The sequence below is a fragment of the Bacillus sp. MYb78 genome (assembly GCF_002975115.1).
Classification (GTDB): domain Bacteria; phylum Bacillota; class Bacilli; order Bacillales; family Bacillaceae_G; genus Bacillus_A; species Bacillus_A cereus.
In genome coordinates, this window is record NZ_PCOB01000002.1 from 267615 (window position 1) to 287412 (window position 19798).

Here is a 19798-nt window from a genome sequence, read left to right on the forward strand (position 1 = left end):
AATATGCGTAAAACTAAAATTGTATGTACAATAGGTCCTGCTAGTGAAAGTATTGAAAAATTAGAGCAATTAATTGAAGCAGGTATGAACGTTGCTCGTTTAAACTTCTCTCATGGTAGCCATGAAGAGCACGGAGCTCGTATTAAAAACATTCGTGAAGCTTCAAAGAAAACTGGTAAAACAGTTGGTATCTTACTTGATACAAAAGGTCCAGAAATCCGTACTCACGACTTCGTAGACGGACAAGCTGAGCTTGTAACAGGTGCAGAAGTAGTTCTTTCTACTGAGCAAGTATTAGGTACTGCAGAGAAGTTCTCTGTATCTTATGCTGGTCTTTATGACGATGTAGACCCAGGTTCTCGCATTCTAATCGATGACGGTCTTATCGAACTAGAAGTAATCGAAAAAGCTGATGGAAACATCCGTACAAAAGTTCTTAACAGCGGAACTGTAAAAAATAAAAAAGGTGTTAACGTACCAAACGTAAGCATTAAGCTTCCTGGTATCACTGAAAAAGACGTAAAAGATATCATCTTCGGTATCGAGCAAAAAGTTGATTTCATCGCAGCTTCATTCGTACGTAAAGCGTCTGACGTATTAGAAATCCGTGAATTATTAGAAGAGCATGGCGCTCAATACATCCAAATCGTACCGAAAATCGAAAACCAAGAAGGTATCGACAACATCGATTCAATCTTAGAAGTTTCTGACGGTTTAATGGTAGCTCGTGGTGATATGGGTGTAGAAATTCCACCAGAAGAAGTACCATTAGTACAAAAACGTCTAATCAAAAAATGTAACGTGTTAGGTAAACCAGTTATTACTGCGACACAAATGTTAGACTCTATGCAACGCAACCCACGTCCAACTCGTGCGGAAGCAAGTGACGTAGCTAACGCAATCTTCGATGGTACAGATGCAATCATGCTTTCAGGTGAAACAGCTGCTGGTCAATACCCAGTAGAAGCAGTAACAATGATGGCTAACATTGCAGTACGTGTTGAAAAATCATTACAATACGAAGATATGTTCAAAAAACGTATTAAAGAGTTCACTCCAACAATTACAGATGCAATTAGCCAATCTGTTGCGCATACAGCACTTGCTCTTGATGTAGCTGCAATCGTAGCTCCAACAGAAAGTGGACATACTGCGAAAATGATCTCTAAATACCGTCCAAAATCTCCAATCGTAGCTGTAACATCTGACGAGCAAGTAGGACGACGTCTTGCACTTGTTTGGGGTGTACAAGCATTTATGGCTGAGAAGCGCGCAGCTTCAACTGACGAAATGTTAGATACAGCAATTCAAACGGGTATGGATGCAGGTCTAATCGGACTTGGAGATACTGTAGTAATTACTGCTGGTGTACCAGTTGCTGAAACTGGTACAACAAACTTAATGAAAATCCACGTTGTTGGTGAAGAAGTTGCTAAAGGACAAGGAATCGGTCGTAAAGCTGCAAAAGGTAAAGTAGTTGTAGTAAAAACAGCTGCTGAAGCTGTAGCGAACGTAAACGAAGGTGATATCCTTGTTACAACAAGCACTGATAAAGATATGATTCCTGCAATCGAAAAAGCTGCTGCTTTAGTTGTAGAAGAAGGTGGCTTAACAAGCCATGCTGCTGTTGTGGGCGTATCAATCGGTATTCCTGTTATCGTTGGTGTAAACGGCGTAACAGCAACTTTAAAAAATGGCCAAGAAGTAACAGTTGATGCAGCACGCGGAATTGTTTATAATGGACATGCGGAAGTGCTATAAGTAATACGGAGAGAAGGATCGGAGTCCTTCTCTTTTTTTTTACACAAAAACGAGATAGAATTAGCTTAAAACGCCTAGAATTGCTTTTAAAAGCTGTTTGTTATGGGTTTTAATATGAAAGGGTATTATATTTCATATGATGTATATAGGCGTTGTGAGGGTGTTAAAAGTGAGTTGTGAGAGAGGTGTAGAACTATGAAGTGGTTACTATTCTTGTTTATTTTAATACCGGCGATTGAGATTACGGTCTTAATCGGATCAAGTCATGTAATAGGTTTATGGTCTACGTTCGCTATGATTGTATTTACAGGTGTAGTAGGTGTGTATTTGGCGAAAAGACAAGGATTTAAAGTGCTTGGAGAGATTCAATCTAAGTTGAATAGAGGGGAAATGCCAGGTGAGGCAGTACTAGATGGTATTTTTGTATTTGTAGGAGGTATTCTCTTAGTGCTTCCTGGTTATGTGACAGATGTGCTAGGGTTTATCTGTGTGATCCCTATTACGAGAGCTTTATTGAAGCCGCTTGTTATGAAGTGGATGGAATGGAAGTTTAGAAAGAACTCTACTATTATCATTCAGAAGTAGCGCTTAGATTATAACGATCTAAGTGCTATTTTTTTGTCTTGTAAGAGGGGAGGAACTTTCTGATTGAAGCTTTGCTTTACCGCGTTGTTTGTGGGGTGTGGAATTTCTATCTCAAAGCTGGGATGCTCGTAAGTGTTTGATGTGGGGGGGATGAACGAAACGTCCACTTATTATATTTGCTATATAATTTTCGTTTGAACTCTTGTTGTGCTTCGATTAAACGTGTGATTTTTTAGTGCTATTAATTTGGATGAATAAGATGGTGCGAAATGCAGCCAAATTAAAGTTTTGCTTTCGTATATAAAGGAGCGATTGGTGTAAAGAATTCATATAAAAGGTGGTGATTGTTAGTTGAAGCCTTATTTTATGCTATTTTGTATATTTATTCATTTACATAAAAAGTAATAAATGTAAGTAATAATTATAGATAAAATAGAATAAAAATGTATTTTTAGCTAGAATATGTGTTTTTTTATGCAAAAAAAACAAGAGGATTATCCTGTTTCTGGGTAATGCTCTTGTTGCATGTTAGTAGTGTGAAAAATAGGTAAAAGGAATAATCAGTGGGAATTTCCCACTGATTATAGCTTGATTTTTTGTATGAATTAGAAACTGTTATTTTGAAGGTGAACCTTTAATATATTTCCACAAGTCATGGAAGACATTAGCTTTGTGTAATGTATTAAGTAGTACTAAGGTGACTGGACCGATGATTAATCCTAAAAAGCCAAAAAGTTTAAAGCCGACAAATAGAGCGACGAGTGTTGCTAATGGATCGAGACCGATGTTAGATGAAAGTACTTTCGGCTCCATAATTTGTCTTTGGACAATCACGACGATGTATAAAATGAGAAGACCAATGGCGAATGCGGTATCGCCAGTGAAAAATACGTATATAACCCACGGAACGAAGACCGCGCCTGTTCCTAAATAGGGTAGTAAATCTACAACTCCTGTAATAATCGCAATAGTAATGGCGTATGGTACGCGTAATATTAAAAGTCCGATCAGTACAATAACGGTTGTCATAGATACGAGTGTAAGTTGTGCTTTCACAAAACCGAATAAAGCTTTTTTTAAGTCGACAAAAATAGTTTTTCCGTAGCCATGTACACGATTTGGTAGTAATTTTCTTGTTTTTTGAGCAAGACGGTGCCAATCGTAACTAATGAAGAAAGTGGCTAATAAAATGAATACAAGGACAGTTAAAGTTGTTGGCAGTGCACTAATGAAATTCGTTAACCCGCTTATAATGGCGGTTAAAAGTTCTTTCATTTGTGTTGTTGCCTCTGTTCCTAAGTTTTGAATGTTTTGTGTAATTGTATAGCGCTGTGGTTCTCCAAGATGATTAAATTTAGAGATTAAATCATCGTAGAGAGGCATAATATGATTAAGTGCAAATTGCTGAGCGAATGTAACGATATCTGGAAACTTTACTGTAACAAGTTGTAGTAAGTATGTTGTGGCAGATATTGCTTCAGTCACAAGATATGTAACAAGTCCAACGATAGCTCCAAATACGAGAATTAAGCTAACGAGTACTGCTAGTGCGCGAGGAAATTGTAGTTTTTGATTAAGGAAATTGACGACAGGATTAATCAAATAAGCAAATGCAAAAGCGATAATAAAAGGATAGATAAGCCCTGACATGTATAGTAATACATAGAACCCAGCTACCGTTGCTACAATGACAAATATGAGTCGCAATATCATATATAGTAAGTTTCGGTTCAAAGATGTATACCTCCCATTCCAATTTGGATTATCCTAATTCGTTCAACTTATAACGAGTGTGCCCCACTGATTAAAGTTTCACTTTATGTTATAGTGGAATGATGGATTTTTCCTGCTTTTTCAGTATGTGAGTGACTGTGAAAGCTTGGTGTTGATGCTTCTACTATATGGTAAAAACTTCATTTTCTCTTCTTTTTATTTTACCTGTTTCTAATTAGAAAAGAAAGAAGAGACGCCCGTTTTTTAAAATGTATATATGCTTAAATTTTGATGGTGAAAGTCTCAGTTTTTCATTTTAAAATACATAAAAAATGAAGTGATTCATGTTGAATAGGCATCGATATAGCATGTATAACGATAGGTTTAAAGGTATTTTTGTTTGGAAATGAGTTCATTATTTTCAGAAAGGAAGTGCAAACATGATTAGTCAGTCAACGTTATTTTTATTCATACTACTTATTATAGGACTTATTGCTAAAAACCAATCGCTTACTGTAGCTATTGGTGTGTTATTTCTATTGAAGTTTACGTTTTTAGGAGATAAGGTCTTTCCTTATTTACAAACGAAAGGAATTAACCTAGGTGTAACGGTCATTACAATAGCGGTGCTCGTACCGATTGCGACGGGGGAAATAGGTTTTAAACAACTTGGAGAAGCGGCGAAATCGTATTATGCGTGGATTGCTTTAGCTTCAGGTGTAGCGGTCGCTTTGTTAGCGAAAGGCGGCGTACAATTGTTGACAACGGATCCTCATATTACAACTGCACTTGTTTTTGGGACAATTATAGCGGTTGCGTTATTTAATGGGGTTGCTGTTGGTCCGTTAATTGGGGCTGGAATTGCCTATGCGGTTATGAGTATTATACAAATGTTTAAATGAGGAATTTTATAGTAATATAAAATTTTTGAATTCTTTCTGTTCACAAAAGTCAGATAATTGTTTATAATAGGATTAGAAACTTTGAAAAGTTACATAACAGCAGAGACTTTACACCAGATAAAATAAAAACAACATAAAACAATTTTATAATGATATTGTTTTATGTTGTTTTTATCATAAAACTCTTCGGAATGTATTTTCCTCACTAACTTGTTGTTTTGAGCGTGAGGATTCGGGGAGACATTCACGCTCATGCTTTCCATGTAAACAATGGACAATAAGAGGGGAACACCGCAACAAATTTGCATGATCGTGCATTTTGCTTGCCTAAAGAGTGAACGGGCGTTCATAATTCATAAGGGGAGCAAATAGATATAAGGAGCAAGGTTGGGAGAATTTTCAGGAAAAGGAGAGAATGTCATGACTGTTATTCGAGGTTTAGAAGGGGTAGTAGCAACAACATCATCTGTGAGCTCTATTATTGATGATACATTAACTTATGTTGGGTATAATATTGATGATTTAGCTGAGAATGCTACGTTTGAAGAAGTAGTGTACTTATTATGGCACCGCAAGCTTCCTAATGAAAAAGAACTAGCGGAATTTAATGAAATTGTATCTGAATACTATAAAGTTCCAGGTGAGATTTTAACATATTTGAAACAAGTAGATTTAAAAATTGCACATCCGATGTCTGTTTTACGAACTGCAATTTCCATGCTATCATTATACGATGAGAGCGCTGAAATTATGGATGAAAAGTCTAATTATTTGAAAGCGGTTAAATTACAGGCTCAAGTGGGAACTTTAGTTGCTGCTTACGCGAGAATCCGTAAAGGTTTAGATATTGTTGAGCCAAGAAAGGATTTATCATTAGCTGCAAACTTCTTGTACATGTTAAATGATCGCGAGCCAAATGAAGTTGAAATTGAAGCTTTTGATAAAGCGCTTGTACTTCATGCAGATCATGAGTTAAACGCTTCTACATTTACTGCACGTGTTTGCGTAGCTACACTGTCAGATGTATATTCTGGTATTACAGCAGCAATCGGTGCATTGAAAGGTCCTCTTCACGGTGGGGCGAATGAAAATGTAATGAAGATGTTAACTGAAATTGGCGAAGAAGAAAATGTAGAATCATATATTCATAATGCTCTTCAAAATAAAGTGAAAATCATGGGCTTTGGTCACCGTGTGTATGAGCAAGGTGATCCGCGTGCAAAACACTTACGTGAAATGTCTAAGAGATTATGCGTGCTTTTAGGAGAAGACAAATGGTATAATATGTCTATCAAAATTGAAGACATTGTAACAAAAGAAAAAGGTCTTCCACCAAATGTCGATTTCTATTCAGCTTCTGTATACCATTGTTTAGGAATTGACCATGACTTATTTACACCTATTTTTGCAATTAGCCGTATGTCAGGCTGGTTAGCTCATATTCTAGAACAATATGAAAACAACCGTTTAATCCGTCCGCGTGCTGATTATAATGGACCAACGCATCAAGTGTATGTTCCAATCGCACAAAGATAAGCGAAAAACACTATTTCGATAGTGAAAATACGCTTTCAAAAGTCTGATTTTTTCGGAAAGATGTAATGATTAGAATATTTTAATTTGACTAACGGTTTGAACTGAGGGGTTATTCCCTCAGTTTCATACATATGAAATTTCAAACATGGGGGTTATCACATTGACGACAGGTGAAAAAATTACTGTAACTAATGGTGTTATGAATGTACCAAACAATCCGATTATTCCATTTATTGAAGGAGATGGAATTGGTCCTGATATTTGGGCAGCTGCATCTCGCGTAATAGAAGCAGCAGTTGAAAAAGCTTATGATGGTGAGAAGAAAATCGTTTGGAAAGAAGTGCTTGCAGGGGAAAAAGCATTCAACCAAACAGGCGAGTGGTTACCAGAAGAAACTTTAAATTTAATTCGCGAATATTTAATCGCAATTAAAGGTCCACTTACAACTCCAGTTGGCGGTGGTATTCGTTCTCTAAACGTAGCACTTCGTCAAGAATTAGATCTATATGTATGTCTACGTCCAGTTCGTTATTTTGAAGGTGTTCCTTCACCTGTAAAACGTCCGGAAGATACTGATATGGTTATTTTCCGTGAAAATACAGAAGACATTTATGCTGGAATTGAATATGCACAAGGATCTCCAGAAGCAGAAAAAGTTCTTGCTTTCTTAAAAGAAGCAATGGGTGTTAATAAAATCCGCTTCCCAGAAACATCTGGTATTGGTATTAAACCAATCTCAGAAGAAGGGACAAAGCGTCTTGTTCGTGCTGCAATTCAATATGCAATTAATGAAAAACGCTCTTCTGTTACATTAGTTCATAAAGGAAACATTATGAAATTTACAGAAGGTGCTTTCAAAAACTGGGGTTACGAAGTAGCGGAACAAGAATTCGGCGACAAAGTATTTACTTGGGCTGAATATGATCGCATTGTTGAAAAAGATGGTAAAGATGCAGCAAATAAAGCGATGGCAGACGCTGAAGTGGCTGGAAAAATCATCGTAAAGGATTCTATTGCAGACATCTTCTTACAACAAATTTTAACTCGTCCACGTGAGTTCGATGTTGTTGCAACAATGAACTTAAATGGTGACTATATCTCTGATGCACTTGCTGCACAAGTAGGTGGAATTGGTATTGCACCTGGTGCAAACATTAACTATGTGACTGGACATGCTATCTTTGAAGCTACACACGGTACAGCTCCAAAATATGCAGGTTTAGATAAAGTAAACCCATCTTCAGTTCTTCTTTCAGGTGTATTATTATTAGAACACTTAGGATGGAATGAAGCAGCGAAATTAGTAACAGATTCAGTTGAGAAAACAATTGCATCAAAAGTAGTAACATATGACTTCGCTCGCCTAATGGAAGGCGCAACAGAAGTGAAGTGTTCTGAGTTTGCTAATGAGCTTATTAAAAACATGGATGTAGCGATAATCAAAAATGCATAATTAAAGCGGGGGGTAAATTATGACAATCAAACGCAAGAAAGTTTCAGTCATCGGTGCAGGATTTACAGGAGCAACAACGGCATTCTTATTAGCACAAAAAGAACTTGCAGATGTTGTATTAGTGGACATTCCACAACTGGAAAATCCAACAAAAGGGAAAGCGTTAGATATGTTAGAAGCGAGCCCAGTACAAGGTTTTGATGCTAACATTATTGGAACATCTGATTACGCAGATACTGCTGATTCTGACGTTGTCGTTATTACAGCAGGTATTGCACGTAAGCCTGGTATGAGCCGTGATGACTTAGTAGCAACGAACTCTAAAATTATGAAAAGTATTACGCGCGACATTGCAAAACATTCACCAAATGCAATTATTGTTGTGTTAACAAATCCAGTTGATGCAATGACATATTCTGTATTTAAAGAAGCAGGATTCCCGAAAGAGCGTGTAATTGGCCAATCGGGCGTATTAGATACAGCTCGTTTCCGTACATTCATCGCACAAGAATTAAATCTTTCTGTGAAAGACATTACAGGATTTGTTCTTGGTGGACACGGTGACGACATGGTACCTCTTGTGCGTTATTCTTATGCAGGCGGTATTCCGTTAGAAACGTTAATTCCGAAAGAGCGTTTAGAAGCAATCGTAGAACGTACACGTAAAGGTGGCGGTGAGATTGTAGGCTTATTAGGAAACGGTAGTGCATATTACGCACCAGCAGCTTCTTTAGTTGAAATGACAGAAGCAATCTTAAAAGATCAACGCCGTGTATTACCAGCTATTGCGTACCTTGAAGGTGAGTATGGTTATAGTGACCTTTACTTAGGGGTACCAGTAATTCTAGGTGGTAACGGAATTGAAAAAATTATTGAATTAGAACTTCTTGCAGATGAAAAAGAAGCGTTAGATCGCTCTGTAGAATCTGTACGTAACGTAATGAAAGTTCTTGTTTAATAATTGAATAGTAGTGAAAAAGATTCGGGATTCCGAATCTTTTTCTACTATTTACCGAATTGTTTTTTTGAAATAATATGAAAACGCTATCATTTGTAGTATCCTATAATGAAACTATAGATTTATACTATACATTGCCCTCATCATAGTAAATTTCGGATAAGGTATCGCTTTTAGTAGGATAATAAGGTGAAAAAATCGGAGGGGGTTGTAACATGTTAAAGAAAAAAGTTCAAATTGGTCGTAAAATGGATGAAATTACAGTAGGAGAGAAATTATCTATCACTGAAAAAATTGAGGATAAAGATTTGTTATTGTACTTAGGGTTAACGAATGATGCCAATCCATTATATATTCAGCATGATTACGCATCCCAAACTCCGTATGAAAAGCCGATTGTACCAAGCATTATGCTAACGGGAATGATTACAACGGCAGTTACGAAATATTTACCGGGTCCAGGAAGTCATATTACTAGAAAGGACCTTACGTTCGTGAAGCATGTTCACCATTATGAAACGTTACAAATCCACTTTGAAGTTGTGGCTGTTTCTGAGGAGGAACATACAATTGATATGCTTGTATCTGCTCATGATGAAAAAGGAGAAACTGTTGTAAAAGGTTCATTAACAGTCACGCCGCCTTTTAAATCTGTTTCCATTATGGAAAAAGCATTAGATAATTTTTAAAAGATGAAAATATGAATAGCGCTAGCATACCTTGAATAAGGATGCTAGCGCTATTTTTAGTTGAAAAATCCTTCTTTGAACCCTTCAGCAAATTCTGAGCACCCCGTTTTAATCGTATCCCAGCTCGGTACGTTAAAAGTAAGGAAACATGTTACTACTAAAGTTAAAATAGGTAGTAATAGTCGCATAATAGACCCCTTTTTATATTCGTATTATTGGATTAACAATATTTACTATATTATAATTTGATAATTTAAGTCAATGGAAGGAGTGATTCTTTAAGATGAGGTGGAAAGGAGAAGCCGTTATCTTTGAAACGGTAAGAGAAGCTGAAGTGTGGGCAGACGGGGTTGCGAATGAAATGCACGGGAGAGTATTTGATGGATATGAAACACCGGATTATAAAATTGCGTATGCTCTTTCGTTTTTCCTAGCACAAAATCAAGATTTTATAGTTCATACGGAAGTGAGCTTTAAAGAAGAGAGAGTAATCTATAAAGTTTGGCAAAATCCTGTGTAGTTGCAGGTGAATCGTAATTACTTCTATTTTCTCAATTCTACACAAACGATCTCCATGAATAGACAATTATATTGAGAGGGACCTTGTTTTCTAGTATGATGAGAATAACGGGGAAAATACTAGGATGAAGAAGGTTTCAAGTCTATAACTTGGAGGAAAAGAATGAACAATCGTATTTTAGTAGTTGATGATGAGGAATTTATCTTAACTTTAATCGAATTTAATTTACAACAAGCTGGGTTTGAAGTTATAACAGCGATGGATGGAGAAATGGCGCTTCAAAAAGCGACAACAGAACGCCCAGATTTAATTATATTAGATTTAATGCTTCCGAAAATGGATGGTATGGAAGTGTGTAAAGAATTACGATTGCAGCGCGTTATGACGCCGATTTTAATGTTAACGGCAAAAGATGATGAGTTTGATAAGGTGCTAGGCCTTGAACTTGGGGCAGATGATTATATGACGAAGCCATTTAGTCCAAGGGAAGTTGTTGCTCGTGTGAAGGCGATTTTGCGCCGCACGAAATTACAACAAGAAGAACAAGTTGCAGAAGCGCCAGATGAAGATAGCATCACAATTGCAGAACTTAAAATTTTACCGGAGTTTTATGAGGCTTATTTCCAAGGAAGAAAGCTTGAATTAACACCAAAAGAATTTGAACTACTTGTGTATCTTGCGAAAAATAAAAGTCGCGTGTTGACGCGTGATCAATTATTAAGTGCTGTATGGAATTACGATTTTGCTGGTGATACACGAATTGTTGATGTTCATATTAGCCATTTGCGCGATAAAATTGAACAAAATACGAAAAAACCGACGTACATTAAAACGATACGTGGTTTAGGATATAAATTAGAGGAGCCAAAAGGGAATGAATAAATTTCGTTCCAGGCTTCTTTTTACATTTGTTTCTCTTATTGTATTTATTTTAGTTGGACTAGGTTTATTGCTAGAAACTGTGTTTGAAAACTACTATATAGATCATGCTAAAGAGAGAATGGTAAAAGAGACGGAGTATGTTGCGGCGTTAGCAGAAGAGCAAGGTTTTGATAATGTCTTAAAAAATCCATACGTATTTGAAAAGTTAGAAGAAAAAATACCAGCTTCTATCGTATTTGTGGATGAAAAAAAGAAAGTTCAATATAGAAAAGGACAAGAATTGGCATTTAGTCCAGAGACGATTAAAGAACTTACTTCGGAATTGGCAAAACAACGAAGTAAAGTGATTACGAAAGAGACAGATCGAAAGAATGAATTTTATCATGCGGTGTTCGTTCAAGATGTAGAAGGAAAACAAGGATACGTTTTGGTGAAAAGTACAATCGATCCTTTAAAAGACGTACATCAAAAAACGTGGGGATTATTAATTATCGGATTTGTTATTGCTTGTCTCGTAGTTGTATTTTTAGGTATGAAAATTACAGGGCAATATATTAGGCCGATTGAATCGGTTACAAAAGTTGCAATTGAATTGGCAAAGGGTAATTATAAAGCACGTGCATACGAAAGTCATTCGGATGAAACAGGAATGCTGAGTAAAGCGATTAATATTTTAGCTCGTAACTTACAAGAGATGACACTTGAACAAGAAATGCAGCAAGATCGTCTGCATACGTTAATTGAAAATATGGGAAGCGGAATGATTTTAATTGATAGCCGCGGGTATATAAACCTTGTAAACCGCTCTTATAAGGAAACTTTCCACGTAACAGATGAAGAATATTTAGATCGCTTATATTATGAATCGTTTCATCATACAGAAATTATTGAGCTTGTAGAAGAAATCTTTATGACAGAAGTGAAAGTGCGTAAACAAATGTTATTGCCACTTGGAATTGAGCGGAAGCATTTCGAAGTATATGGAGCGCCGATTATCGGGACAAACCATGAATGGAAAGGGATTGTTCTCGTATTCCATGACATAACAGAGTTAAAGAAATTAGAACAAATGAGAAAAGACTTTTTAGCGAATGTTTCTCATGAATTAAAGACACCGATTACTTCTATTAAAGGTTTTTCAGAAACACTCTTAGACGGAGCGATGGATAATAAAAAATTCTGCGAACATTTCTTGCACATTATTTTAAAAGAAAGTGAGCGCATGCAAGGATTAATTGAAGATTTATTAGATTTGTCAAAGATCGAACAACAAGGATTTAAATTAAATATGGGAACCGTTGACATGAAGGGGCTGCTTGAAGATATTCATATGGTGCTTGATAATAAAGCAGGAGAAAAAGAAATCTCTTTACAAGTGAATGTATTAAAACGTGCTTCTGTTATTGGAGATCCAAGTCGTTTGAAACAAATCTTTATTAATTTAATAAATAACGCGATCGTATATACACCGGCTGGAGGCGTTGTTTCAGTAGAGTTAGCGGAAGATAAGTATAATGCTTATATAAAAGTATCGGATACTGGAATTGGTATTAGTAAAGAGGAAATTCCGCGTATTTTTGAACGCTTTTACCGAGTGGATAAAGCGAGAAGTAGAAATACTGGTGGTACAGGCCTCGGATTATCAATTGTAAAGCATTTAGTAGAGGCGCATCACGGTACAATTACAGTGGATAGTGAAGTTGGGGAAGGGACAACATTTACAGTTGTTTTACCAAAATCAGCAACTGAAAAATAGGATGAAGGATGTTTACAATATATTAACAATGGCTTAATTAAATATTAATAAAGCTCTGTTAATATAATACATGAAAACCCCTTCATCCAAGGAGTAATTTTGGACGAGAATAGTTAAGCTGTTCTCGTCACTTCCCTTTATGCCAATATAAGTCTGTTTTATATATGAAAGAAAATAACCGTTATTTTTCTTCTCTCTATTAGTCATGTTAATATAGAGAGAGGAAAGGAACGGTTTTTTTCTGTGAAAAAAATCATTTCAAATTTGTATGGGGAGGTTTCAATTTTGGAAAAAAAGGTCGTATTAGTAGATGGTAATAATATCGCGTATCGTGCTTTCTTTGCACTACCGCTTTTAAATAACGACAAAGGTATACATACGAACGCAATTTACGGTTTTACAATGATGTTAATGAGAATATTAGAGGAAGAAAAGCCAACTCATATGTTAGTGGCGTTTGATGCAGGCAAAACAACCTTCCGTCATAAAACGTATAGTGAGTATAAAGGAGGACGTCAAAAGACTCCACCTGAATTATCAGAGCAGTTCCCGTTTATTCGTGAGATGCTGGATGCATTCAACGTACCGCGTTATGAATTAGAAAATTATGAAGCGGATGATATTATGGGAACGCTAGCAAAAGAAGCGAGTGAACAAGGAGCAAGTGTAAAAGTTATTTCAGGAGATAAAGATTTACTTCAACTTGTTTCTGATAACACGCTTGTATGTATTCCGCGAAAAGGGATTACGGAAGTAGATGAATATACGAAAGAAGCTTTATTTGAAAAATATAGCTTATCACCAAAGCAAATTATCGATATGAAAGGTTTAATGGGAGACCAATCAGATAATATTCCGGGTGTACCAGGAGTTGGTGAAAAAACGGCGATTAAATTGTTAACACAGTTTGGAACGGTTGAAGAAGTGTATGAAAATCTAGATCAAGTAAGCGGGAAGAAATTAAAAGAAAAACTAGAAGAAAATAAAGAACAAGCTCTTATGAGTAAAGATCTTGCGACTATTATTACAGATGCACCGATTACAGTTCATGTGGATGATATGGCGTATAAAGGATATGAAGCAAGTGATGTGATTCCAATGTTTGAGAGTTTAGGATTTACATCTCTTTTAAATAAATTAGGCGTTACGCCAGAAGAAACAGCTCCAGCTGAATTAGATGATATTACATTTGATATTGTGGAAGAAGTTACAGAAGAAATGCTTCAGCAAAATAGTGCACTTATTGTTGAAGTGCAAGAAGATAATTATCATAAGGCGGACATTCAAGGCTTTGGTATTCAAAATGAAAATGGTTGCTACTTTATTCAGAAGGATATTGCTCTTGCATCGGATGCATTTAAAGCATGGCTTGCAAATGGAGAAATGAGAAAGCATACATTTGATGCGAAGCGAGCAATCGTTGCACTGAAATGGAATGGGATAGATATGCAAGGGATTGACTTTGATCTATTAATCGCTGCTTATTTACTTGACCCGGCTGATACAGATAAAGATTTCCGTACTGTAGCGAAAATGAAAGAAACGCATGCTGTGAAATCAGATGAAGAAGTTTACGGAAAAGGTGCGAAGCGTGCTGTTCCAGAGTTAGAAGTAGTAGCGGAGCATGTGGCTCGTAAAGTGCATGTATTATATGATGTAAAGCAAACATTCGTTGAAGAGTTAAAGAAGAATGAGCAATATGAACTGTTTACAGAGTTAGAATTGCCACTTGCGCGTGTATTAGCTGATATGGAAGTAAAAGGTGTAAAAGTTGATACGGAGCGTCTTCGTAATATGGGAGAAGAACTCGTAGGTAGATTAAAGGAAATGGAACAGGAAATTTATAAGCTTGCGGGAACAGAATTTAATATTAATTCACCGAAGCAGCTTGGTGTAATTCTGTTTGAGAACTTAAACTTACCGGTTATTAAAAAGACGAAAACAGGTTATTCTACGTCAGCTGATGTATTAGACAAGCTTATGGATCGCCATGAAATTATTCCAAACATTTTACATTATCGTCAATTAGGGAAGCTAAATTCAACTTATATTGAAGGTTTACTGAAAGTTGTACATGAAGATTCATCTAAAATTCATACTCGCTTTAATCAAGTGTTAACGCAAACAGGTCGATTAAGTTCAACGGATCCGAACTTGCAAAATATCCCGATTCGATTAGAAGAAGGAAGAAAGATTCGTCAGGCATTTGTTCCATCAGAAGAAGGTTGGATTATGTATGCGGCTGATTATTCACAAATCGAACTTCGTGTATTAGCTCATATTGCAAATGATAAAGGGCTAGTTGAAGCATTCCAGCATGACATGGATATTCATACGAAAACAGCTATGGATGTATTTGGCGTTGAAAAAGATGAAGTAACTTCAAATATGAGACGGCAAGCGAAAGCTGTTAACTTCGGAATTGTGTATGGTATTAGTGATTATGGTCTTTCACAAAACTTAGGAATTACAAGAAAAGCAGCAGCGGAATTTATTGAAAAGTATTTAGAAAGTTTCCCTGGTGTACAAGAATACATGGAGGACATCGTAAAAGATGCGAAACAAAAAGGATATGTGGCTACATTATTAAATCGTCGTCGTTATATTCCAGAAATTACGAGTCGTAATTTCAATTTACGTAGCTTTGCTGAGCGTACAGCGATGAATACACCAATTCAAGGTACTGCAGCAGATATTATTAAAAAAGCGATGATTATTATGGCAGATCGTTTAGAAGAAGAAGGATTACAAGCGCGTCTTCTTCTGCAAGTACACGATGAATTAATATTTGAAGCACCAAAAGAAGAAATTGAAAAATTAGAGCAGCTTGTACCTGAAGTAATGGAGCATGCGATTGAACTCGCAGTTCCGCTGAAAGTTGATTATTCTTACGGTCCAACTTGGTACGACGCAAAATAAGGAAGTGATGAAATGCCTGAATTACCAGAGGTTGAAAACGTCAGACGGACACTTGAAAATCTTGTAACAGGAAAAACGATTGAAGATGTTATTGTTACTTATCCAAAAATAGTGAAACGACCGGATGATGCAGAAATCTTTAAAGAAATGCTAAAAGGCGAGAAGATTGAAAATATAAAGCGAAGAGGAAAGTTTTTGCTTCTATATGTAACAAATTATGTTATTGTTTCACATTTGCGTATGGAAGGTAAGTTTTTACTACATCAAGAGGATGAGCCGATTGATAAACATACGCACGTCCGTTTCTTATTTACAGATGGAACTGAATTACATTATAAAGATGTGAGAAAGTTTGGTACGATGCATCTCTTTAAGAAAGGTGAAGAGATGAACCAAATGCCTCTTGCTGACTTAGGTCCGGAGCCGTTTGATGCTGAATTGACACCACAGTATTTACAAGAAAGATTGCAAAAGACAAATCGTAAAATAAAAGTTGTGCTATTGGACCAGCGTCTTTTAGTAGGGCTTGGAAATATATATGTAGATGAAGTTTTATTCCGTTCTCAAATTCATCCGGAACGAGAAGCTTCGTCTTTGACAATAGAAGAAATTGAGCGAATTTATGAGGCTACCGTTACAACGCTAGGCGAAGCAGTGAAGCGTGGTGGAAGTACAATTCGAACGTATATCAACTCACAAGGGCAAATTGGTTCGTTCCAAGAACTCCTAAATGTATACGGAAAAAAAGGAGAACCGTGTGTAACTTGCGGTACGATATTAGAAAAAACAGTTGTTGGCGGGCGAGGAACGCATTACTGCCCAATTTGTCAGCCAAGAATATAGAAAAGAGATAACATCGGATAGGCATTTGTCATATACATACAGCAGAGCTATGTATAAGGGAGGAGCTTACCGATGTACCTTTATTTATCTCTTATTTTATTAGCTTTTACATTAAGCTTAGATAGCTGTAGTGTAGGGCTAACATATGGTTTAAGAAGCGTAAGAATTCCACTAAGATCAATTATAATTATCGGAATGTGTTCAGCGGCTGTTATGCTTGTTTCAATGGGAATTGGACATATGATCGCGAAAGTATTTTCACCTGTTATCGCAACGCGTATCGGTGGGCTTGTTCTTATTGGAATAGGGATTTGGGTATTGTATCAATTTTTTCGAAGTGAGAAAAAAGAAGAACCAAAGCAAGAGGAGAAGGTCTGGAAATTAGAGATTGCCTCGCTAGGGCTAGTGATTCAAATTTTACGGAAACCGACTGTAGCAGATTTTGATAAATCAGGCACCATTTCTGCAGGAGAGGCATTGCTTCTTGGTATCGCTCTTTCTGTAGACTCATTTGGTGCCGGAATTGGTGCATCTTTATTAGGGTATGCACCCGCTATGATGGCGATATTAGTTGCAATTATGAGTTCTTTGTTTTTATTTATTGGAATGAAACTTGGAACGGTTTTATCGAATATGAAGTGGTTACAAAAATTTACATTCCTGCCTGGGGTATTACTCATTATAATTGGAATTTGGAAAATGTAAGTATGGGCGTGGAACATTGGTTTCGCGCCTTTTATTATGAGGAGGATTATTATGACAGTAGTAATTGGATTAACGGGAGGCATTGCAAGCGGAAAAAGTACGGTATCTCAAATGTTTCGTGAACTGAGCATACCAGTTATTGATGCAGATGTTATTGCAAGAGAAGTTGTAGAACAAGGAAAACCAGCATATAACAAAATAGTAGAAGTATTTGGAACGGAAGTGTTACAAGAAGATGGAGAACTAGATCGTCCAAAACTGGGAAGTGTCGTTTTCTATAATGAAGAAAAACGATTGCAGTTAAATAAAATTGTTCATCCTGCAGTGCGTGAGGAAATGAATAGGCAAAAGGAAATGTACATAAAAGAAGATATGCAAGCGGTTGTGTTAGATATTCCTCTCTTATTTGAAAGCAAATTAACAAGTCTCGTTGACCGCGTTTTAGTTGTAGCAGTTAAGCCGCATACGCAATTAGAGCGTTTAATGAAACGAAATAACTTTTCAGAAGAAGAAGCAACAGCTCGTATTCAATCTCAAATGCCGTTAGAAGAAAAAGTGAAAAATGCAGATGAAGTGATAAATAATGATGGCACAATTATGGGAACGAAAACACAATTGCAGGTAATTTTAAAGAAGTGGAACATTATTGACTAAAAAATTGTGAAATTAATGAAAATGCTTAGTGACATATCTCCTTTTTGTGTTATACTATTATTGGGATTGGAGATAAATAGTATAACGCATTCAAGGGGGATAACATATTATGACTCGTGTGGCAATTAATGGATTTGGACGTATTGGGAGAATGGTATTTCGTCAAGCAATAAAAGAAAGCGCATTCGAAATTGTAGCAATCAATGCAAGCTATCCATCTGAAACGTTAGCACACTTAATTAAATATGATACAGTTCATGGCAAGTTTGACGGAACAGTAGAAGCATTTGAAGATCACTTATTAGTTGATGGAAAAATGATTCGCCTTTTAAACAACCGCGATCCAAAGGAATTGCCTTGGACAGATTTAGGTGTTGAAGTTGTAATTGAAGCAACTGGTAAATTTAATTCAAAAGAAAAAGCAATTCTTCACGTTGAAGCTGGAGCGAAAAAAGTTATTTTAACAGCGCCTGGTAAAAATGAAGATGTAACAATTGTAGTTGGTGTGAACGAAGACCAATTAGATATTACAAAACATACTGTTATTTCAAATGCATCTTGTACAACAAACTGTTTAGCGCCTGTTGTGAAGGTGTTAGATGAGCAGTTTGGAATTGAAAACGGTTTAATGACGACAGTTCACGCTTATACAAATGACCAAAAAAATATTGATAACCCACATAAAGATTTAAGAAGAGCACGTGCTTGCGGACAATCAATCATTCCGACAACGACAGGTGCTGCGAAAGCGCTAGCAAAAGTTCTTCCGCACTTAAACGGAAAACTTCATGGTATGGCACTTCGTGTACCAACACCAAACGTGTCTCTTGTTGACTTAGTAGTAGATGTAAAACGCGATGTGACAGTTGAAGCTATTAATGATGCATTCAAAACTGTTGCAAACGGTGCGTTAAAAGGTATTGTAGAATTCAGCGAAGAGCCTTTAGTATCTATCGACTTTAATACAAATACACATTCAGCTATTATCGATGGTTTATCTACAATGGTAATGGGCGATCGTAAAGTGAAAGTACTTGCTTGGTATGATAACGAGTGGGGCTACTCTCGTCGTGTTGTAGATCTTGTAACGTTAGTTGTTGAAGAGTTAGCGAAACAAGAAAATGTGCAACACATTTAAGTGAATAAGGGAGGAGAGGGCAAGGCAATATTTGCCCTCTTTTTTTATTTTTTTCTGAAAAGGAAAAAAATTATATAAGTATATTTTAAAAAGTGGACATACCACGAAACGTTGTGATTACTGCATTTGTGAATCGTTTATTTTTTTTAGGGAAAAGTAAAGAGGAAAATATGACAGAAAATCGAAAAAACTGTTGTTGCAAAATGAAATTAAACAAAGTATACTAACACTCGTAAACTTAAGAGCTGAGGTACGTAGTCACTACTTAAAGGGTTAGGACCTCTCTGGACTAACTTTCCCCCGTGGTAGTGGAGCAAGCCAAATTGCAAATTAGTTTTCAATTCGAACAGTTAGAATAAATTTACAAGGGGGAACTGTAGAATGGATACTATGGATACGATGGGTCGTCACGTGATCGCTGAACTTTGGGATTGCGATTTCGACAAGCTTAATGACATGCCGTATATTGAACAATTATTTGTGGATGCAGCACTAAGAGCTGGTGCTGAAGTGCGTGAGGTTGCTTTCCATAAATTTGCACCACAAGGTGTAAGTGGAGTAGTAATTATCTCAGAATCACATTTAACAATTCATAGCTTTCCGGAGCACGGTTACGCAAGTATTGATGTTTATACTTGTGGGGATCGTATTGATCCAAATGTTGCTGCAGAATATATTGCAGAAGGTTTAAACGCGAAAACGCGTGAGAGCATCGAGCTTCCTCGAGGCACTGGTAGCTTCGAAATTAAGCAGAGAGAAACAAAAGCTCTTTAAAAAAGAACAT

At 36.5% G+C, this 19798-nt stretch carries 18 protein-coding genes; 16 read left to right on the plus strand and 2 right to left on the minus strand.

Annotated features, from left to right (window positions below):
• Positions 1–3 precede the first annotated feature (3 nt).
• Entirely contained in the window at positions 4–1761 is a 1758-nt protein-coding gene (gene pyk, locus CQ064_RS05350) for a pyruvate kinase (RefSeq protein WP_001232668.1), read from the plus strand.
• Between the two features lie 195 nt (positions 1762–1956).
• Complete coding sequence (locus tag CQ064_RS05355) at positions 1957–2346, plus strand: FxsA family protein (RefSeq protein ID WP_000871631.1); 390 nt, start codon at positions 1957–1959, stop codon at positions 2344–2346.
• A 615-nt stretch (positions 2347–2961) separates the two neighbouring features.
• On the opposite strand, the gene ytvI is transcribed toward CQ064_RS05355, so the two are convergent.
• Positions 2962–4080, minus strand: coding sequence for a sporulation integral membrane protein YtvI (gene ytvI, locus CQ064_RS05360; RefSeq protein WP_001081390.1), 1119 nt, complete (start codon positions 4078–4080; stop codon positions 2962–2964).
• 419 nt (positions 4081–4499) lie between these two features.
• Between ytvI and CQ064_RS05365 the strand changes: the two genes are divergently transcribed.
• From CQ064_RS05365 to CQ064_RS05390, 5 genes are all read left to right on the plus strand, one after another.
• Complete coding sequence (locus CQ064_RS05365; protein WP_000625507.1) at positions 4500–4961, plus strand: DUF441 domain-containing protein; 462 nt, start codon at positions 4500–4502, stop codon at positions 4959–4961.
• Positions 4962–5348: 387 nt separating this feature from the next.
• Positions 5349–6497: a citrate synthase gene (citZ, locus tag CQ064_RS05375; RefSeq protein WP_000503651.1), complete on the plus strand. Its 1149-nt coding sequence runs from the start codon at positions 5349–5351 to the stop codon at positions 6495–6497.
• Positions 6498–6657: 160 nt separating this feature from the next.
• Positions 6658–7950, plus strand: a complete 1293-nt coding sequence (gene icd, locus CQ064_RS05380; protein ID WP_000206893.1) for an NADP-dependent isocitrate dehydrogenase — start codon at positions 6658–6660, stop codon at positions 7948–7950.
• Between the two features lie 19 nt (positions 7951–7969).
• Positions 7970–8908, plus strand: coding sequence for a malate dehydrogenase (gene mdh / locus CQ064_RS05385; protein ID WP_000153232.1), 939 nt, complete (start codon positions 7970–7972; stop codon positions 8906–8908).
• A 215-nt stretch (positions 8909–9123) separates the two neighbouring features.
• Positions 9124–9597, plus strand: a complete 474-nt coding sequence (locus CQ064_RS05390; RefSeq protein WP_000914180.1) for a MaoC family dehydratase — start codon at positions 9124–9126, stop codon at positions 9595–9597.
• 56 nt (positions 9598–9653) lie between these two features.
• Here the strand turns inward: CQ064_RS05390 and CQ064_RS34005 are convergent, their stop codons facing one another.
• Complete coding sequence (locus tag CQ064_RS34005) at positions 9654–9785, minus strand: hypothetical protein (RefSeq protein ID WP_001238014.1); 132 nt, start codon at positions 9783–9785, stop codon at positions 9654–9656.
• 95 nt (positions 9786–9880) lie between these two features.
• Between CQ064_RS34005 and CQ064_RS05400 the strand changes: the two genes are divergently transcribed.
• The 9 genes from CQ064_RS05400 to speD all read left to right on the plus strand — a co-directional run bounded on the left by CQ064_RS05400 (position 9881) and on the right by speD (position 19788).
• On the plus strand, positions 9881–10117 hold the full coding sequence (locus CQ064_RS05400; protein ID WP_001267348.1) for a hypothetical protein: 237 nt from the start codon (positions 9881–9883) through the stop codon (positions 10115–10117).
• 162 nt (positions 10118–10279) lie between these two features.
• Positions 10280–10999: a two-component system response regulator PhoP gene (gene phoP, locus CQ064_RS05405; protein WP_001065220.1), complete on the plus strand. Its 720-nt coding sequence runs from the start codon at positions 10280–10282 to the stop codon at positions 10997–10999.
• Positions 10992–12755 carry a sensory box histidine kinase PhoR gene (gene phoR / locus CQ064_RS05410; protein WP_001032099.1) on the plus strand — a complete coding sequence of 588 codons (1764 nt, stop codon included), beginning with the start codon at positions 10992–10994 and terminating at the stop codon, positions 12753–12755. Before phoP ends, phoR begins: the two co-directional genes overlap by 8 nt.
• A gap of 285 nt (positions 12756–13040) precedes the next feature.
• A complete protein-coding gene (polA, locus tag CQ064_RS05415; RefSeq protein WP_000412826.1) occupies positions 13041–15674 on the plus strand; it encodes a DNA polymerase I in 2634 nt (877 codons plus the stop codon).
• Between the two features lie 12 nt (positions 15675–15686).
• Positions 15687–16517, plus strand: coding sequence for a DNA-formamidopyrimidine glycosylase (mutM, locus tag CQ064_RS05420; RefSeq protein WP_001114474.1), 831 nt, complete (start codon positions 15687–15689; stop codon positions 16515–16517).
• Between the two features lie 72 nt (positions 16518–16589).
• Positions 16590–17222 carry a sporulation membrane protein YtaF gene (gene ytaF / locus CQ064_RS05425; RefSeq protein WP_000281743.1) on the plus strand — a complete coding sequence of 211 codons (633 nt, stop codon included), beginning with the start codon at positions 16590–16592 and terminating at the stop codon, positions 17220–17222.
• 51 nt (positions 17223–17273) lie between these two features.
• On the plus strand, positions 17274–17876 hold the full coding sequence (gene coaE, locus CQ064_RS05430) for a dephospho-CoA kinase (protein ID WP_000219328.1): 603 nt from the start codon (positions 17274–17276) through the stop codon (positions 17874–17876).
• A 109-nt stretch (positions 17877–17985) separates the two neighbouring features.
• Complete coding sequence (locus CQ064_RS05435) at positions 17986–19014, plus strand: glyceraldehyde-3-phosphate dehydrogenase (protein ID WP_000198974.1); 1029 nt, start codon at positions 17986–17988, stop codon at positions 19012–19014.
• Between the two features lie 390 nt (positions 19015–19404).
• Entirely contained in the window at positions 19405–19788 is a 384-nt protein-coding gene (speD, locus tag CQ064_RS05445) for an adenosylmethionine decarboxylase (protein ID WP_002003660.1), read from the plus strand.
• The last annotated feature ends 10 nt before the right edge of the window (positions 19789–19798 follow it).

What these genes read in the sequence shown, in the direction of transcription:
- pyk (WP_001232668.1), top strand. Translation starts at nt 4, where the DNA reads ATGCGTAAAACTAAAATTGTATGTACAATAGGTCCTGCTAGTGAAAGT.
- CQ064_RS05355 (WP_000871631.1), top strand. Translation starts at nt 1,957, where the DNA reads ATGAAGTGGTTACTATTCTTGTTTATTTTAATACCGGCGATTGAGATT.
- CQ064_RS05365 (WP_000625507.1), top strand. Translation starts at nt 4,500, where the DNA reads ATGATTAGTCAGTCAACGTTATTTTTATTCATACTACTTATTATAGGA.
- mdh (WP_000153232.1), top strand. Translation starts at nt 7,970, where the DNA reads ATGACAATCAAACGCAAGAAAGTTTCAGTCATCGGTGCAGGATTTACA.
- CQ064_RS05390 (WP_000914180.1), top strand. Translation starts at nt 9,124, where the DNA reads ATGTTAAAGAAAAAAGTTCAAATTGGTCGTAAAATGGATGAAATTACA.
- CQ064_RS34005 (WP_001238014.1), bottom strand. Translation starts at nt 9,785, where the DNA reads ATGCGACTATTACTACCTATTTTAACTTTAGTAGTAACATGTTTCCTT.
- CQ064_RS05400 (WP_001267348.1), top strand. Translation starts at nt 9,881, where the DNA reads ATGAGGTGGAAAGGAGAAGCCGTTATCTTTGAAACGGTAAGAGAAGCT.
- phoP (WP_001065220.1), top strand. Translation starts at nt 10,280, where the DNA reads ATGAACAATCGTATTTTAGTAGTTGATGATGAGGAATTTATCTTAACT.
- phoR (WP_001032099.1), top strand. Translation starts at nt 10,992, where the DNA reads ATGAATAAATTTCGTTCCAGGCTTCTTTTTACATTTGTTTCTCTTATT.
- mutM (WP_001114474.1), top strand. Translation starts at nt 15,687, where the DNA reads ATGCCTGAATTACCAGAGGTTGAAAACGTCAGACGGACACTTGAAAAT.
- ytaF (WP_000281743.1), top strand. Translation starts at nt 16,590, where the DNA reads ATGTACCTTTATTTATCTCTTATTTTATTAGCTTTTACATTAAGCTTA.
- coaE (WP_000219328.1), top strand. Translation starts at nt 17,274, where the DNA reads ATGACAGTAGTAATTGGATTAACGGGAGGCATTGCAAGCGGAAAAAGT.
- CQ064_RS05435 (WP_000198974.1), top strand. Translation starts at nt 17,986, where the DNA reads ATGACTCGTGTGGCAATTAATGGATTTGGACGTATTGGGAGAATGGTA.
- speD (WP_002003660.1), top strand. Translation starts at nt 19,405, where the DNA reads ATGGATACGATGGGTCGTCACGTGATCGCTGAACTTTGGGATTGCGAT.